We start from the raw sequence: 15,498 nt of genomic DNA, 5'->3' as shown, positions 1-15,498 counted from the left end.
CGGTTTTACCGCCCCAACTCACTCAACGACTTATCCAGCGCGCCCACCAGCCAGTCGATATCCGCTTCCTGGAACGCCAACGGCGGACGCAGTTTCAGCACGTTGCCGTACGGCCCCGCCACTGACGTCAGCACGCGGTGTTCGCGCAGTTTTTCGATCAAATCCAGCGCCAGCGTTTTGTCCGGCGCTTTGCTGGCGCGGTCCTGCACCAGTTCGAAACCAATAAACAGACCTGCACCGCGCACATCGCCAATCGAATCATGGCGATCCATCAGTTTCTGCAATTCACCTAGTAGTTTTGCGCCCACCACGCGGCTGTGCTCCTGCAAGCCCTCTTCCTTAATCACCGTCAACACCGCTTGCGCGGCGGCCATCGCCACCGGATTACCGCCAAAGGTGTTGAAGTAAGGAATTTCATCGCTGAACGCGGCAAGCACATCGCTTTTCGCCAGCAGGCCCGAAACCGGAATGCCGTTGCCCATCGGTTTGCCGGTGGTGATCACATCGGGCACCACGCCGTGACGCGCAAAGCCCCAGAACGCATCGCCGGTACGACCAAAGCCCGGCTGCACTTCATCGGCAATGAAAATCCCGCCGTTGGCATGCACCACATCGACCGCTTTTTGCAGGAAGCCGCGCGGGTTCGGCAATACGCCATCGGATGAGAAGATCGAGTCAGCGAGGAAACCGGCAAACTTAATGCCGTGCGCTTTCATATCGTCAATCTGCTGCTGGATTTCATTGGCAAACCACTCGCCGAGATCCGGCGCATTCACGCGATAAGCATCTGGCGGTGAAACCAGACGCGTGGTTGCCGCCAGCGGCTGTCCGCTGCCGAGCGCGGGTGACACGCCTGACGTAAGATCGCTGGTGCCGTGATACGCCTCCTGCGACACAATAATGCCGGTGCCGCCGCTGAAAGCACGCGCCACGCGGATCGCCAAATCGTTGGCTTCCGAACCGGTACACATATACATGGCGCGATCGATGGCATCCGGCGTGGTCGCCAGCAGCTCTTCGGTGTAATCGAGAATACGTTCGTGCAGATAGCGCGTGTGGGTATTCAGCATCTTCATCTGCTGATTCACCGCCTCAATCACCGCCGGATGGCAGTGACCAATGCTCGCCACGTTGTTGTACACATCAAGATATTTATCACCGGCGGCATCCCACACATACTGCCCTTCGCCGCGCACCAAGTGCACCGGCTTGCGGTAAAACAGGCGATACGACTCGCCCAACACTTTGCTGCGCTTGTCGGTGAGCTTGCGGGTTGCCGCATCCAGCCCGTCGGCATGCTCAGCACGAAAACTGTTGGTATCCATGATGGTAGAACGTGTAGCCATGGTAACTCCCGTTGCGAAGGTGAAAGGGGTGCATGCGAAATCGCCGTTTGCCCATATCATGCCTGCTTTGGCGATAAATGCAACAAAATACACAAATACAACCAAATACACATGACGGCGTCATGACACTCAGGTAAGCTTAGGCCCAGGTTGAACACGCCACAGGGAAAAGTCATGCTGCAGGAAACCCGCTTACACCGCATTCGCGCGCTGCTGACCACGCAACATCAGCTCAGCACCGAACGCATCATCAATGAGCTTGGCATCTCGCGCGAAACCGCGCGGCGCGACATCATTGAACTGGAAGCGCAGGGATTGGCGCGGCGTGTACATGGTGGTTTGGTTGCCGTCGATAGCCAGCCGGAACCGCCACTACAGGTGCGCCGCAACGCGCAGGCGAAAGAGAAACGCGCGATTGCGGTTGCTGCCGCGCAGCATCTTCAGCCCGGCCAAACGCTGTTCCTTGATGCCGGCACCACCACCACCATGCTGGCCGAACAGCTGCGCACCATGTCGGGTTTAACCATCATCACCAACAGTTTGCAGGCCGCGCTGGCGCTGAGCGCAGCGGAAGAGCATGAGACGCTGAATAATCAGGTGATTTTGCTTGGCGGCATGATGATGGCGGGCGCGCAGCAAACGCGCGGGGAGATGACCATCGGCGAAATTTATCGTTATCGCGCCGATGTGGCGCTGCTTTCGCCGGTCGGTATCGATGCTAAAAACGGTGCCAGCAGCTTTCATCCCCACGAAGCGGCGATTGCCCGCGCCATGGTGCAGCAGGCGAATCGCACCATTTTACTGGCGGATAACAGCAAACTCGGCGTGATCAGCCGCACCGTTTACGCGCCGATTGCGGAAGTTGATCTGCTGATTTGCGACAGCGGCGCGGCAAAACCTGGCGCGCTGGCAGCGCTGCAACAGGCGTTGCCGCAGGTACAGGTGGTTTAACGCAGACGCTGCGGGTGGCTGTAAACCGTGGCGCGGCCCGGCTTACTGAAGCCAACCAGCGTGAGATTACAGCGTTCAGCCACCTCAACGGCGAGCTGCGTCGCCGCCGAAACCGCAAACAGTATCTCCACACCGCACATGGCGGATTTCTGCACCATCTCATAGCTGGCGCGGCTGGAAACCAGCACCGCGCCCTGCTGCCACGGCTGCTGGCTGCGATTCCCCAGCAATTTATCCAGCGCAACGTGGCGACCGACATCTTCATAGCCGCCCTGCAATTCGCCTTGCGGTGACATCCACGCCGCCGCATGCGTGCAGCCGGTGAGATTGCCGATCGGCTGGTAATCGCGCAGCTGCGCCAGGCCTGTATCAAGGTTTGCTAAATCAAAGGTTTGGCTGAATGGCAGCGGCTGTAGCGGCTTACCAATTTGATCAAGTTGCTCGACGCCACATACGCCGCAGCCGGTGCGGCCAGCCATCGCACGACGCTGCTCTTTCAGCGCCATAAAGCGGCGGCTGGAGAGCTCAATCTGCACTTCAACACCGTTACAGCCCGGCACCACATCGATGCCGAAGATTTCATCCGGGCGCGCAATAATGCCTTCCGAGAGCGAGAAACCTAACGCAAAAGCTTCCAAATCATTGGGTGTCGCCATCATCACAACGTGTGAAATGCCGTTGTAGACCAGCGCCACCGGCACTTCCTCGGCCAGCCAGTCAGTTTCCGCGAGGCTGATATCACGCCGCTGATGCACCTGCGCCTGCACCGCGCCTGAGATCTTATTCACATTAATATGACTTTCCTGCTCATTCTCTGTCACTTTTTTCGCCTCATACAACAACCTTACTAAAGTAGTGGTATTATTAGGTCGCTATTGCCGCAATATTCGTCGGGTTATTGTGACGCCCGATCCACTGCACTGCAAAAGTACAATCAATCATGTTGAAAGGATAATCCATGAACGTCAGCCGAAGAAAATTCTTCAAGGTGTGTGCTGGCGGTATGGCAGGGACAACGGCAGCGCTGCTCGGCTTTGCGCCAGAGGTAGCGCTGGCGGAAACGCGGCAGTACAAACTGCTGCGCGCGCGCGAAACCCGTAACACCTGCACTTACTGCTCAGTCGGCTGTGGCTTGTTAATGTACAGCCTCGGTGACGGCGCGAAAAACGCCAAAGAGACCATTTTCCACATCGAAGGGGATCCGGATCATCCGGTGAGCCGTGGCGCATTGTGCCCGAAAGGCGCAGGTCTGCTCGACTTCATCCACAGTGAAAGTCGCCTGCAATATCCGGAATACCGCGCGCCTGGCTCCGATAAATGGCAGCGCATTAGCTGGGACGATGCCTTTGATCGCATCGCGAAGCTGATGAAAGCCGACCGCGACGCTAACTTCGTGGCGCAGAACGCCGCTGGCGTGACGGTAAACCGTTGGCTCTCCACCGGCATGTTGTGTGCTTCGGCATCCAGCAACGAAACCGGTTACTTAACCCAGAAATTTACCCGATCGCTCGGCATGTTAGCGGTCGACAACCAGGCACGCGTTTGACACGGACCAACGGTAGCAAGTCTTGCTCCAACATTTGGTCGCGGTGCGATGACCAATCACTGGGTCGACATCCGTAATGCCAATCTGATCGTTGTGATGGGCGGTAACGCCGTTGAAGCGCATCCCGTGGGATTCCGCTGGGCGATGGAAGCCAAAATTCACAACAAAGCCAAAATTATTGTTATCGATCCGCGTTTCACACGAACCGCATCGGTAGCCGATTTCTATACGCCGATCCGCTCGGGCACCGACATCACTTTCCTGTCGGGCGTACTGCTGTGGCTGCTGCAAAACGAAAAAATCCAGCGCGAATATGTCGAGGCGTACACCAACGCCAGCCTGATTGTGCGTGAGGATTATCATTTTGAAGATGGCCTGTTCAGCGGCTACGACGAAGCGAATCGCAAGTACGACAAAACCAGCTGGAACTACGAGTTGGGCGATGACGGCTTTGCTAAACGCGACACCACGCTGACGCACCCGCGCTGCGTGTGGAACCTGCTGAAGCAACACGTTAGCCGCTACACGCCGGAAATTGTTGAACGCATCTGCGGCACGCCAAAAGCTGACTTCCTGCATGTCTGCGAACTGCTGGGCGAAACCAGCGCGCGCGATCGCACCACCTCGTTCCTGTATGCGCTCGGCTGGACGCAGCACTCGGTAGGTGCGCAGAACATCCGCACCATGGCGATGATTCAGCTGCTGCTCGGCAACATGGGCATGATTGGCGGCGGCATCAATGCGCTACGCGGCCACTCGAATATTCAGGGTCTGACCGATCTCGGTCTGCTGTCGCAAAGTTTGCCGGGTTACATGACCTTGCCGTCGGAGAAACAAACCGATCTGCAGAGTTATCTCGCCGCCAACACGCCAAAAGCGCTGCTGCCGGGCCAGGTGAACTACTGGAGCAACTACCCGAAATTCTTCGTCAGCCAGATGAAAGCCTTCTTCGGCGACAAAGCCCAGAAAGAGAACAACTGGGGCTTCGACTGGTTGCCGAAGTGGGATAAAGGCTACGACGTGCTGCAGTACTTCGAGATGATGTCGCAAGGCAAGGTCAACGGCTATCTGTGCCAGGGCTTTAATCCGGTGGCGTCGTTCCCGAACAAGCGCAAAGTGATTGATTCACTGTCGAAGCTGAAGTTCCTGGTCACCATCGACCCGCTCAACACCGAAACCGCTACCTTCTGGGAGAATCACGACGAGTTTAACGATGTTGATACGTCAAAAATTCAGACCGAAGTGTTCCGTTTGCCCTCCACCTGCTTCGCTGAAGAGAACGGTTCGATCGTCAACTCGGGCCGCTGGCTGCAGTGGCACTGGAAAGGTCAGGATGCACCGGGTGAAGCACTGAATGATGGCGAAATCCTTTCCGGCATCTATTCACGCCTGCGCAAAATGTACGCCAGTGAAGGCGGCGCGCTGCCTGAGCAAGTGCTGAACATGAGCTGGAACTACCTGACGCCAGAAAATCCAGCGCCGGAAGAAGTGGCGATGGAGAACAACGGTAAAGCGCTGGCCGATGTGTACGATGACAAAGGCACGTTGTTGGTGAAAAAAGGCCAACAGCTCAGCACCTTTGCCCATCTGAAAGATGACGGCAGCACCAGCAGCGGTTGCTGGATTTTCGCCGGCAGCTGGACGCCGGACGGTAACCAAATGGCGCGCCGCGACAACACCGATCCCACCGGTTTGGGCAACACGCTGAACTGGAGTTGGGCGTGGCCGCTTAACCGCCGCATTCTCTACAACCGCGCCTCGGCTGACCCGCAAGGCAATCCGTGGGATCCGAAACGCCAAATCCTGAAATGGGATGGCGCGAAATGGGGCGGCATGGATGTGCCGGATTACAGCGCCGCCGCACCAGGCAGCGATGTTGGGCCGTTCATCATGCAGCCGGAAGGCATGGGCCGCCTGTTTGCGCTCGACAAAATGGCTGAAGGTCCGTTCCCGGAACACTACGAGCCGTTTGAAACGCCGATTGGTACCAACCCGCTGCATCCGAACGTGGTATCCAACCCGGCGGCGCGCGTGTTCAAGGACGATTTGGCATCGATGGGCCAGGCGGAGCAGTTCCCGTATGTCGGCACCACTTATCGCCTCACCGAGCATTTCCATTACTGGACCAAACACGCGCGGCTCAATGCCATCGCGCAGCCGGAACAGTTTATCGAAATCGGCGAGAAGCTGGCCAACAAGCTCGGCATCGCGCAGGGCGATACGGTGAAAGTGAGCTCCAATCGCGGCTACATCAAAGCCAAAGCGGTGGTCACCAAGCGCATCCGTCCACTCAACGTCGACGGCAAAATCGTCGATACCATCGGCATTCCGATTCACTGGGGTTATCAGGGCGTGGCGAAAAAAGGCTTTATCGCCAACACCCTGACGCCGTTTGTCGGTGATGCCAACACGCAGACGCCAGAATTTAAGGCGTTCCTGGTCAACGTCGAGAAGGTGTAAGGAGAACGAATATGGCTTATCAATCTCAAGACATTATCCGCCGCTCCGCCACCAATGGACTCACGCCTGCCCCGCAGGCGCGTAACCATCAGCAGGAAGTGGCGAAACTGATCGACGTGACCACCTGCATCGGCTGCAAAGCCTGCCAGGTGGCGTGTTCGGAGTGGAACGATATCCGCGATGAAGTGGGACATAACGTAGGGGTGTATGACAATCCCGCCGATTTGACCGCCAAATCCTGGACGGTGATGCGCTTCTCAGAAGTGGAGGAGAACGGCAAGTTAGAGTGGCTGATCCGCAAGGATGGCTGCATGCACTGCGCCGATCCCGGCTGCCTGAAGGCGTGTCCGTCTGAAGGCGCGATTATTCAGTACGCCAACGGCATTGTCGATTTTCAGTCAGAACAGTGCATTGGCTGCGGCTACTGCATCGCTGGCTGTCCGTTCGATGTGCCGCGTATGAATAAAGAGGACAATCGCGTGTATAAATGCACGCTGTGCGTCGATCGTGTCAATGTTGGTCAGGAACCGGCGTGCGTGAAAACCTGCCCAACCGGCGCGATTCACTTCGGCAGCAAAAGCGATATGCAGGCGCTGGCGGGTGAACGCGTGGCCGAGCTGAATACGCGCGGCTATGCCAACGCGGGCTTGTACGATCCAGAAGGCGTCGGCGGCACGCACGTGATGTACGTGCTGCACCACGCCGACAAACCGCAACTCTATCACGGTTTGCCGGCCAACCCGAGCATCAGCCCGGCGGTGACTTTCTGGAAAGGGATCTGGAAACCGCTGGCAGCGATCGGTTTTGCCGCCACCTTTGCCGCCTCAGTGTTCCACTACGTTGGCGTAGGGCCGAACCGCGTGGAAGAGGATGAGGACGAGAACCTGCACGAAAAAGAGGAGCGCGAATAATGAAAAAACGCGATCGTCTGGTGCGCTACAGCGCACCGGAACGCATCAATCACTGGATTGTGGCGTTCTGTTTTGTGCTCGCCGCCCTGAGCGGACTGGGTTTCTTTTTCCCGTCATTTAACTGGCTGATGCACGTGCTCGGCACGCCGCAGTTGGCGCGTATCCTGCATCCCTTTATTGGCACGGTGATGTTTGCCGCCTTTATCATCATGTTCTTACGCTATTGGAAACATAATCTGATCAATCGCGAAGACCTGGTGTGGGCGAAAAACATCCACAAAATCGTGCAAAACGAAGAGGTCGGCGATACCGGCAAATACAACTTCGGGCAGAAGTGTGTGTTCTGGGCTGCTATCATCAGCTTAGTCTTGCTGCTGGTGAGCGGAATTGTTATCTGGCGCCCGTACTTTGCCGGCGCCTTTACCATTCCGCTGATTCGCATCGCGCTAGTGGTGCATTCGGTCTCAGCTGTGGCGCTGATCATGGTGATTATGGTGCACATTTACGCCGCGTTGTGGGTAAAAGGCACCATTACCGCCATGGTTGAGGGCTGGGTTCCGGCCGCGTGGGCGAAGAAACATCACCCACGCTGGTATCGCGAGCAGCGCCAACGCCAAACACAACAGGAAAAACGTCCCTGATGAGTATTCGCATCATCCCGCAGGACCAGCTGGAGAAAGGTGCAAAACTGACGGCGGAGCAAGTTCCGCCGTTACTTTTCCCCCGGCTGAAAAATCTGTATAGCCGCCGTGCGGCACGTTTGCGCGACCTGGCCGCGAAGAATCCGCTGGGTGATTACCTGCGCTTTGCTGCGGTGATCGCCGAGGCGCAGGAGATCGTGCTGTACGACCATCCGCTGCAAATCGATTTGCAACAGCGGCTGGAGCAGAGCGCCGAACAGGGCAAGCCGCCGCTCGATATCCACACCTACCCGCGCGATGCGCACTGGCAACGTCTGCTGCATTCGCTGATCGCCGAGCTGAAGCCGGAGATGAGCGGCCAGGCGCTGGCGGTGCTGGAGAATCTGGAAAAAGCCTCCACTACCGAGCTGGAAAATCTGGCGCATGCGCTGCTGGAAGGCGATTTCGCGCAGGTGAGCAGCGATAAATCGCCGTTCATCTGGGCGGCGTTGTCGATTTACTGGGCGCAAATGGCGGCGCTGATTCCCGGTAAAGCACGCGCAGAATACGGTGAGCATCGCCAGTTCTGTCCGGTGTGCGCCAGCGTGCCAGTCACCAGCGTGGTGCACATGAGCGTGGGCCAGCAAGGACTGCGCTATCTGCACTGCAATCTGTGTGAAAGCGAATGGTATGTGGTGCGCAGCAAGTGCTCCAACTGCGAGCAAACCGGCGATCTGCATTACTGGTCGCTGGACAGCGAAAAAGCGGCGGTGAAAGCAGAGAGCTGCGGCGACTGCGGAACCTACCTGAAGATGTTGTATCAGGAAAAAGATCCGGCGGTGGAACCGGTGGCCGATGACCTCGCTTCGCTGGTGCTGGATGCCCGCATGGAGCAGGAAGGATTCGCACGCAGCAGCCTGAATCCGTTTATGTTCCCCGGCGACTAACTGTAGGTCGCCATTCATGGCGACCTTCTCAATGAACGCACAAATCCACGCAGCTCAACACGGAGGCGAACGATGAAACTGATTGGCAGCTACACCAGCCCTTTTGTACGCAAAATATCCGTCATTCTGTTGGAAAAAGGCCTGGTTTTCGAATTCGTTAATCACTCTCCGTGGACCGATGACAGCGATGTCCCGCAGTACAATCCGCTGGGCAAAGTGCCGGCGCTGATTGATGACAATCAGCTCACCTGGTTCGACTCCTCAATCATCGCGCAGGTGATTGAACTGCGCGGCGATGCGCCTGTGCTGTTGCCTGATGATGCGCTGCACGCGCTGCAAATTCGTCAGCTGGAAAAACTCGCCGACGGCATCAACGACGCCGCGGTGATGATCGTGCGCGAGCAAATGCGACCCGGCGATCAGCAATCCGAAGAGGTTCTGCTGCGCAATCGCGACAAAATTCAGCGCGGCCTTGATGCGCTGGAAACCGCCGCCGCACAGGGCGAATGGCTCAATAGCGGCACGCTGAATCTGGCCGATATCGCCACCGGCTGCATGATTGGTTACCTGAATTTCCGCCGCGTGCTGCCTAACTGGTGCGTGAATCGCCCGGCGCTGGTGAAGCTGGCCGAAAACCTGTTTGCGCGCGAAAGCTTTGCCCGCACTGTTCCGCCCACTCTCTAAGTCACCTGATGAAAAACCTGTACAGCCAATTACCTGCTATCGACAGCCTGCTGCGCGATCCAGCGCTGCAGCCGCTGCTGGCGCATCACGGTACCGCCTTTGCCACGCGCCAGCTGCGCAGCATGCAGCAGGAAGCGCGCGAGCACATTCAGCAGCATCAAACCTTGCCGGAATGGCACGTGAACTGGCCCGATGAAGCGCTGCGCCGCAGCCAGCAGCAGCAGCAAAGTGCGCTGCGTCCGGTGTTCAATCTCACCGGTACCGTGCTGCACACCAATCTCGGCCGCGCGCAGCTGAGCGATCGCGCCATCGATGCGGTGGTTAACAGCCTGCGTCAGCCGGTCACGCTGGAATATGCGCTGGATGATGCGGCGCGCGGCCATCGCGATCGCACCGTCAGCGCGCTGCTGTGCGAATTAACCGGCGCAGAAGCGGCCTGTATCGTCAACAACAACGCTGCCGCCGTGTTACTGATGCTGGCGGCTTTAGCACCGGGACGCGAAGTGATTGTCTCGCGCGGCGAGCTGGTGGAAATTGGCGGTGCCTTTCGCATCCCCGACGTGATGCGCCAGGCGGGCTGCAAGCTGGTTGAAGTCGGCACCACCAACCGCACGCATCTGAAAGATTATCGTGCCGCGATCGCGGAAAACAGCGGCTTGCTGATGAAGGTGCACACCAGCAATTATCAGATTCAGGGCTTTACCCATGCGGTAACAGAAGCGGAATTGGTTGAGCTGGGTGACGCTTATCAACTGCCGGTGATCACCGATCTTGGCAGCGGTTCGCTGGTCGATATGACCGAATTTGGTCTGCCCGCCGAACCGATGCCGCAGCAGCTGATCGCCGCGGGCGTCAGTCTGGTGAGCTTCTCCGGCGACAAACTGCTCGGCGGTCCGCAGGCCGGCATTATCGTCGGCAAGCAGGCGCTGATTGATCAACTGCAGTCGCATCCGCTGAAACGCGCGCTGCGCGTCGATAAAATGACGCTCGCAGCGCTGGAAGCCACCTTGCAACTTTATCGCCAGCCAGACACGCTGCGCGAAGCCCTGCCGACGCTGCGGCTGCTGACGCGTTCCTCGCACGATATTCTGCAGCAGGCCGAACGATTGATGCCCGCATTAGAAAAGACTTTTAGCAATGATTTTTCGTTGGCGATCGCGCCCTGTTCTTCGCAAATCGGCAGCGGATCGCTACCGGTTGAGCGTATTGCCAGTTTCGCCATCACCTTCACGCCACGCGATGGTCGCGGCAGCCAGCTTGCCAGTTTGTCACAGCGCTGGCGCAGCTTAGCGCGCCCGGTAATTGGCCGCATTCAGGAAGGCAAACTGTGGTTGGATTTACGCTGCCTTGATGATGAAAGCGCGCTGATTCAGGCCATAGCGCCATGATTATTGCCACCGCTGGACACGTCGATCACGGTAAAACCGCGCTGCTACAGGCATTAACCGGCGTGGATGCCGATCGCCTGCCCGAAGAGAAACGGCGCGGTATGACCATCGATCTCGGCTACGCCTATTGGCCGCAGCCGGACGGACGCGTACTCGGCTTTATTGATGTGCCGGGCCACGAGAAATTTCTCGCCAATATGCTGGCGGGCATTGGCGGCATTCATCACGCGCTGCTGGTGGTGGCCTGCGACGATGGCGTGATGCCGCAAACCCGCGAACATCTGCAGCTGCTGAGCCTGGCCGGACAGCCACCGCTTAGCGTGGCGCTGACCAAAGCCGATCGCGTGGATGAGGCGCGCATCGCGTCAGTCCAGCTACAGGTGGCGCAGCTCACGCAGCAACTCGGCTGGCCGGCAGTGCCGCAATTTGTCACCAGCAGCCACACGCAGCAAGGCATCGACGCGCTGCGCCAGCATCTCAGCACGCTGGCGGAACCGGCGTTCGACCCGCGTTACCGTTTTCGTCTCGCCATCGATCGCGCCTTCACGCTGAAAGGTACTGGATTGGTGGTCACCGGCACCGCGCTGACGGGTGAAGTGAACGTCGGTGATACCCTTTGGCTCAGCAGCCTGAATCAGCCGCTGCGCGTGCGTGCCCTGCATGCGCAGAACCAATCGGTGACGCGCGCGCAGGCCGGTGAGCGTATCGCATTAAATATCGTTGGCGATGTGGAAAAAGCGCAGATCGCGCGCGGCGAGTGGCTGCTGTCACAGGCCAAAGCGGAAGGCACCACGCGCTTAACCGTGGCGCAGCGCTTGCTGCAGCCGCTGAAAAGTGCATCGCAGCCGATTCATATCCACCACGCCGCCAGCCACGTCACCGGACGCATCACGCTGCTGGCGGATGATGTGGCGGAAATAGTCCTGAACGAGCCGCTGTGGCTGGCGGAGAACGATCGGCTGATTATCCGCGACAGCAATGCACAGCACACGCTGGGCGGCGCGCGCGTGCTGCTGCTTAACAGTAAAAAGCGTGGCAAACGTCAGGCGGAGTATCTCGTCTGGCTGCAGCAGCTGGCCGCCGCACAAGATGATGACGCCAGCCTGCAGGCGCATCTGGCGTATCAACCGACAGAATTACGCGATCTGGCATGGGCGCGTCAGCTTACCGAACCCGCGCTGGATGCACTGATTGAGAACACAGCGCCGGTGCAGCTCGGTAACGCGCTAATGAGTGCTGCGCAGGCGGCACTTTGGCAGCAAAAGCTGCTGGAATCGCTGGCACATTTTCATCAGCAGCATCCCGAAGTGCCGGGCATCGGCCACGATCGTCTGCGTCGCGTGGCAATGCCGCATCAGCCTGCCGAATGGGTGCTAGCGCTGATTGATCAGCTGCTGGCGCAAGGCCAGCTGCAACAGCGGCAAGGCTGGCTGCATCTGCCCGATTTCGAACCGCGCTTCAACCCGCAGGAAGAAGCACTTTGGCAGCAGGTCGGCCCGCTGTTTGGCGACCAGCCGCTGTGGGTGCGCGATATCGCGCTGGCGCTGCAGCAGGATGAACAGGCGATTCGATCGCTGCTGCTCACTGCCGCACGGCTCGGACACATCACCGCGATCGTGCGCGATCGCTACTATCGCAGCGACCAAATCCAGATCTTCGCCGATCTGATTCGGAGCCGCGCCGCGCAAGAGGGCAGCACCAGCGCCGCCGACTTCCGCAACCAGCTGGGCACCGGGCGCAAAGTGGCGATACAGATTCTGGAATTCTTCGACCGCAGCGGCTTCACCCGCCGCCGTGGCAACGATCATCTGCTGCGTGACGCACGCCTGTTTCCCACCTCATCTGAATAAAATCTCTCGCGTTGCCTCGCAGTTCAGCTTGTAACTGCGCTGCAACGCACATTCCCAGTTGTGCAAATAAGTGCCAGAATGTAAGAAATACTCTTACATTGGATGGCAATGATGGCACGTACCATGACGATCGATTTAGGCGATGAACTGCGCGAGTTTGTTGAATCTCTGGTTGAGTCCGGCGACTACCGTACGCAAAGCGAAGTGGTGCGCGACTCGCTGCGCTTGCTGCGTGAGAAGCAGGCGGAATCAAAGCTGGAAAAACTCAGAGAGTTGGTCAGAGAGGGCTTTGAAAGCGGCCCGGGAAAAGAGTGGGATCATGAAGATTTTCTAAGACGAGCAAAAGCCAGGGTAGGCATTTATGAAAAGGACCATCACGATAAAACCGGAAGCTGATGCAGATCTGATGAAGATCTGGATTTATGGCTACTGGAATTATGGAGAGGAGTTAGCTGATAACTACAGCGCCAGATTTGCTGTGCTCTTCGAAAAGCTTGCCATGTTTGATTTAGGTCGCAAACGACCGGATTTAGGTAAGCAGATTTATTCGCTGCCTTTAGGTAAGCATATTGTAATCTATCGCGCTGAAGTGGATGAAATCTTCATCGGGCGTATCTTGCACCACTCGCAGGACGTTAGCGCCGAGTTTTGAAAACAAAAAGGGGACGATTTCTCGTCCCCTTTTTTCGCAGGGCCGCCATTTATTGCGACCAGGTAAACTACTGCAGCAGCGAAATATCCGCCACCTGCAGGAACAGCTGGCGCAGCTGTGCCAACAGCGTCAGACGGTTAATACGCACCGCCTGATCATCAGCGTTCACCATCACTTTATCGAAGAAGTTATCCACCGCTTCACGCAGCTGCGCCAGCTCAACCAGCGCATCCTGATAGCGACCTTCTGCAAAGTACGGCTGCAGCTTATCGCCCAGCGCGGTCACGAAGGTCGCCAGTTGGATCTCTTCGTTCTCTTTCAGCAGAGAAGCCTGCACGCTGTCATTCAGGGTTTCGGTCGATTTCGCCAGGATGTTGGACACACGTTTGTTGGCGGCGGCCAATGTCGCGGCCGCTTCCAGCGTACGGAAGTGCGAAACCGCCTTCATGCGCGCATCGAAATCAGCCGGACGGGTTGGACGACGCGCCAGCACCGCCTGAATGGTGTCAACGCTGTGGCCCTCTTCCTGATACCAGGTGCGGAAACGGCCCAGCATAAAGTCGATCACTTCATCGACCACTTTGCCGTTGCTCAGCTTGCTGCCGTAGAGGCGCACCGCTTCTTCGGTCAGCGTTTGCAGATCGAGCGGCAGGTTTTTCTCAACGATGATGCGCAGCACGCCCAGCGCGGCACGGCGCAGGGCGAACGGATCTTTGTCGCCTTTCGGATGCTGACCGATGCCAAAGATACCCGCAAGGGTGTCCATCTTGTCGGCAATCGCGACGGCACAGGCCACAGGATTTGACGGCAGATCGTCACCGGCAAAGCGCGGCTGATACTGCTCGTTCAGCGCAACCGCCACATCTTCCGCTTCGCCATCGTGGCGCGCGTAGTGCATGCCCATCACGCCCTGCGTGTCGGTGAACTCGAACACCATGTTGGTCATCAGGTCACATTTCGACAGCAAACCAGCACGCGTTGCGTGATTCACATCAGCACCAATCTGCGCGGCAATCCAGCCAGCCAGCGCCTGAATGCGATCGGTTTTATCACGCAGCGTACCCAGCTCTTTCTGGAACAGGACGGTTTCCAGACGCGGCAGATTATCTTCCAGACGCTTTTTGCGGTCAGTGTTGAAGAAGAATTCGGCATCCGCCAGACGCGGGCGCACTACCTTCTCATTACCGGAAATAATCTGCTGAGGATCTTTGGATTCAATGTTGGTGACGAAGATGAAATTCGGCAGCAGCTTGCCCGCCGCGTCGTACACCGGGAAGTACTTCTGGTCACCTTTCATGGTGTAAACCAGTGCTTCAGCCGGCACCGCGAGGAACTTCTCTTCGAATTTCGCCGTCAATACCACCGGCCATTCCACCAGCGAGGTCACTTCTTCCAGCAGGTTTTCGCTCAGATCGGCGATGCCGCCAATCTTTTGGGCCGCTGCTTCCGCGTCCGCTTTGATTTTGGCTTTACGCGCTGCGTAATCCGCAACGACTTTGCCGCGTTCCAGCAGCAGCTGCGGATATTGATCGGCGTTGTCGATGGTGAATTCTGGCTCGCCCATAAAGCGATGGCCGCGAATCACGCGATCGGACTGAATGCCCAGAATCTTCGCGGGGATCAGCTCGTCACCCAGCAGCAGTGTAACGGTGTGCACCGGACGCACAAACTGCACGTCGCTCGCGCCCCAGCGCATCAGCTTAGGAATCGGCAGCTTGCTCAGCGCGGTAGCAACCATCGCTGGCAGCAGCGCCTGCGCGCTTTCGCCGGTGATGGCGGCGCGATGCACCAGCCATTCACCTTTGTCCGTGCTCAGACGTTCCGCCTGCGCCACGGTGATGCCGTTACCACGCGCCCAACCTTCGGCCGCTTTGGTGGCGTTGCCATCGGCATCAAACGCGGCGGCAATAGCCGGGCCACGTTTCTCCACTTCGCGATCGGGCTGCGCGGCAGCCAGCTGGGCCACTTTCAGCGCCAGACGACGCGGCGCAGCAAACCAGCTCACTTCGCCGTGCGCCAGACCGGCGCTATCGAGTTCAGCGGTGAAGTGCGCAGCAAAGGCTTCTGCCAGGCTGCGCAGCGCTTTCGGAGGCAACTCTTCGGTGCCAATTTCCACCAGGAAAGTTTTATCGGTCATGGCTGC

At 58.0% G+C, this 15,498-nt stretch carries 13 protein-coding genes; 10 read left to right on the top strand and 3 right to left on the bottom strand.

All coding sequences use genetic code 11. The features are described from left to right. Positions 1-5 precede the first annotated feature (5 nt). Complete coding sequence (locus AC6I8A_RS00525; protein ID WP_436332495.1) at positions 6-1,346, bottom strand: aspartate aminotransferase family protein; 1,341 nt, start codon at positions 1,344-1,346, stop codon at positions 6-8. A 174-nt stretch (positions 1,347-1,520) separates the two neighbouring features. On the opposite strand from AC6I8A_RS00525, the gene AC6I8A_RS00520 reads away from it, so the two are divergent. After that, positions 1,521-2,297: a DeoR/GlpR family DNA-binding transcription regulator gene (locus AC6I8A_RS00520; protein ID WP_497817866.1), complete on the top strand. Its 777-nt coding sequence runs from the start codon at positions 1,521-1,523 to the stop codon at positions 2,295-2,297. Here the strand turns inward: AC6I8A_RS00520 and fdhD are convergent. After that, positions 2,294-3,076, bottom strand: coding sequence for a formate dehydrogenase accessory sulfurtransferase FdhD (gene fdhD, locus AC6I8A_RS00515; RefSeq protein WP_436332539.1), 783 nt, complete (start codon positions 3,074-3,076; stop codon positions 2,294-2,296). The genes AC6I8A_RS00520 and fdhD overlap by 4 nt on opposite strands. A gap of 179 nt (positions 3,077-3,255) precedes the next feature. Here fdhD and fdnG point away from each other — a divergent pair, with 179 nt between their 5' ends. The 9 genes from fdnG to AC6I8A_RS00470 all read left to right on the top strand — a co-directional run bounded on the left by fdnG (position 3,256) and on the right by AC6I8A_RS00470 (position 13,355). Next, positions 3,256-6,303, top strand: a complete 3,048-nt coding sequence (gene fdnG, locus AC6I8A_RS00510) for a formate dehydrogenase-N subunit alpha (RefSeq protein ID WP_497817865.1) — start codon at positions 3,256-3,258, stop codon at positions 6,301-6,303. 11 nt (positions 6,304-6,314) lie between these two features. Further along, positions 6,315-7,214: a formate dehydrogenase subunit beta gene (fdxH, locus tag AC6I8A_RS00505; RefSeq protein ID WP_154156908.1), complete on the top strand. Its 900-nt coding sequence runs from the start codon at positions 6,315-6,317 to the stop codon at positions 7,212-7,214. Continuing rightward, the gene (gene fdoI, locus AC6I8A_RS00500) at positions 7,214-7,855 is read left to right on the top strand and encodes a formate dehydrogenase cytochrome b556 subunit (protein ID WP_008104688.1); all 642 of its coding nucleotides are present in this window, start codon (positions 7,214-7,216) and stop codon (positions 7,853-7,855) included. The genes fdxH and fdoI overlap by 1 nt, the downstream gene beginning before the upstream one ends. Further along, positions 7,855-8,781, top strand: a complete 927-nt coding sequence (fdhE, locus tag AC6I8A_RS00495) for a formate dehydrogenase accessory protein FdhE (protein WP_497817864.1) — start codon at positions 7,855-7,857, stop codon at positions 8,779-8,781. Before fdoI ends, fdhE begins: the two co-directional genes overlap by 1 nt. A gap of 72 nt (positions 8,782-8,853) precedes the next feature. Continuing rightward, positions 8,854-9,465 (top strand): glutathione S-transferase, encoded by a 612-nt coding sequence (locus AC6I8A_RS00490; RefSeq protein ID WP_293795607.1) that lies wholly within the window; start codon positions 8,854-8,856, stop codon positions 9,463-9,465. Positions 9,466-9,473: 8 nt separating this feature from the next. Further along, positions 9,474-10,853 (top strand): L-seryl-tRNA(Sec) selenium transferase, encoded by a 1,380-nt coding sequence (gene selA, locus AC6I8A_RS00485; protein ID WP_293795605.1) that lies wholly within the window; start codon positions 9,474-9,476, stop codon positions 10,851-10,853. Beyond that, on the top strand, positions 10,850-12,703 hold the full coding sequence (selB, locus tag AC6I8A_RS00480) for a selenocysteine-specific translation elongation factor (protein ID WP_497817863.1): 1,854 nt from the start codon (positions 10,850-10,852) through the stop codon (positions 12,701-12,703). Before selA ends, selB begins: the two co-directional genes overlap by 4 nt. A gap of 111 nt (positions 12,704-12,814) precedes the next feature. Further along, complete coding sequence (locus AC6I8A_RS00475; RefSeq protein WP_061719305.1) at positions 12,815-13,099, top strand: type II toxin-antitoxin system ParD family antitoxin; 285 nt, start codon at positions 12,815-12,817, stop codon at positions 13,097-13,099. Then, entirely contained in the window at positions 13,065-13,355 is a 291-nt protein-coding gene (locus AC6I8A_RS00470; protein ID WP_479490322.1) for a type II toxin-antitoxin system RelE/ParE family toxin, read from the top strand. The genes AC6I8A_RS00475 and AC6I8A_RS00470 overlap by 35 nt, the downstream gene beginning before the upstream one ends. A 67-nt stretch (positions 13,356-13,422) precedes the next feature. Here AC6I8A_RS00470 and glyS read toward each other — a convergent pair whose 3' ends face one another. Next, on the bottom strand, positions 13,423-15,492 hold the full coding sequence (gene glyS / locus AC6I8A_RS00465; RefSeq protein ID WP_497817862.1) for a glycine--tRNA ligase subunit beta: 2,070 nt from the start codon (positions 15,490-15,492) through the stop codon (positions 13,423-13,425). Positions 15,493-15,498 lie beyond the last annotated feature (6 nt).

This window comes from Pantoea sp. X-Soil-ISGK-275, from assembly GCF_059730795.1.
Note: the sequence above shows the minus strand (reverse complement) of the source record. Positions and strands in the feature narration are given on the sequence as shown.

Coding starts and splice junctions, on each gene's coding strand:
- AC6I8A_RS00490 (WP_293795607.1), top strand. CDS start 8,854: ATGAAACTGATTGGCAGCTACACCAGCCCTTTTGTACGCAAAATATCC.
- fdxH (WP_154156908.1), top strand. CDS start 6,315: ATGGCTTATCAATCTCAAGACATTATCCGCCGCTCCGCCACCAATGGA.
- AC6I8A_RS00475 (WP_061719305.1), top strand. CDS start 12,815: ATGGCACGTACCATGACGATCGATTTAGGCGATGAACTGCGCGAGTTT.
- AC6I8A_RS00520 (WP_497817866.1), top strand. CDS start 1,521: ATGCTGCAGGAAACCCGCTTACACCGCATTCGCGCGCTGCTGACCACG.
- fdoI (WP_008104688.1), top strand. CDS start 7,214: ATGAAAAAACGCGATCGTCTGGTGCGCTACAGCGCACCGGAACGCATC.
- selA (WP_293795605.1), top strand. CDS start 9,474: ATGAAAAACCTGTACAGCCAATTACCTGCTATCGACAGCCTGCTGCGC.
- selB (WP_497817863.1), top strand. CDS start 10,850: ATGATTATTGCCACCGCTGGACACGTCGATCACGGTAAAACCGCGCTG.
- AC6I8A_RS00525 (WP_436332495.1), bottom strand. CDS start 1,346: ATGGCTACACGTTCTACCATCATGGATACCAACAGTTTTCGTGCTGAG.
- fdhE (WP_497817864.1), top strand. CDS start 7,855: ATGAGTATTCGCATCATCCCGCAGGACCAGCTGGAGAAAGGTGCAAAA.
- AC6I8A_RS00470 (WP_479490322.1), top strand. CDS start 13,065: ATGAAAAGGACCATCACGATAAAACCGGAAGCTGATGCAGATCTGATG.
- glyS (WP_497817862.1), bottom strand. CDS start 15,492: ATGACCGATAAAACTTTCCTGGTGGAAATTGGCACCGAAGAGTTGCCT.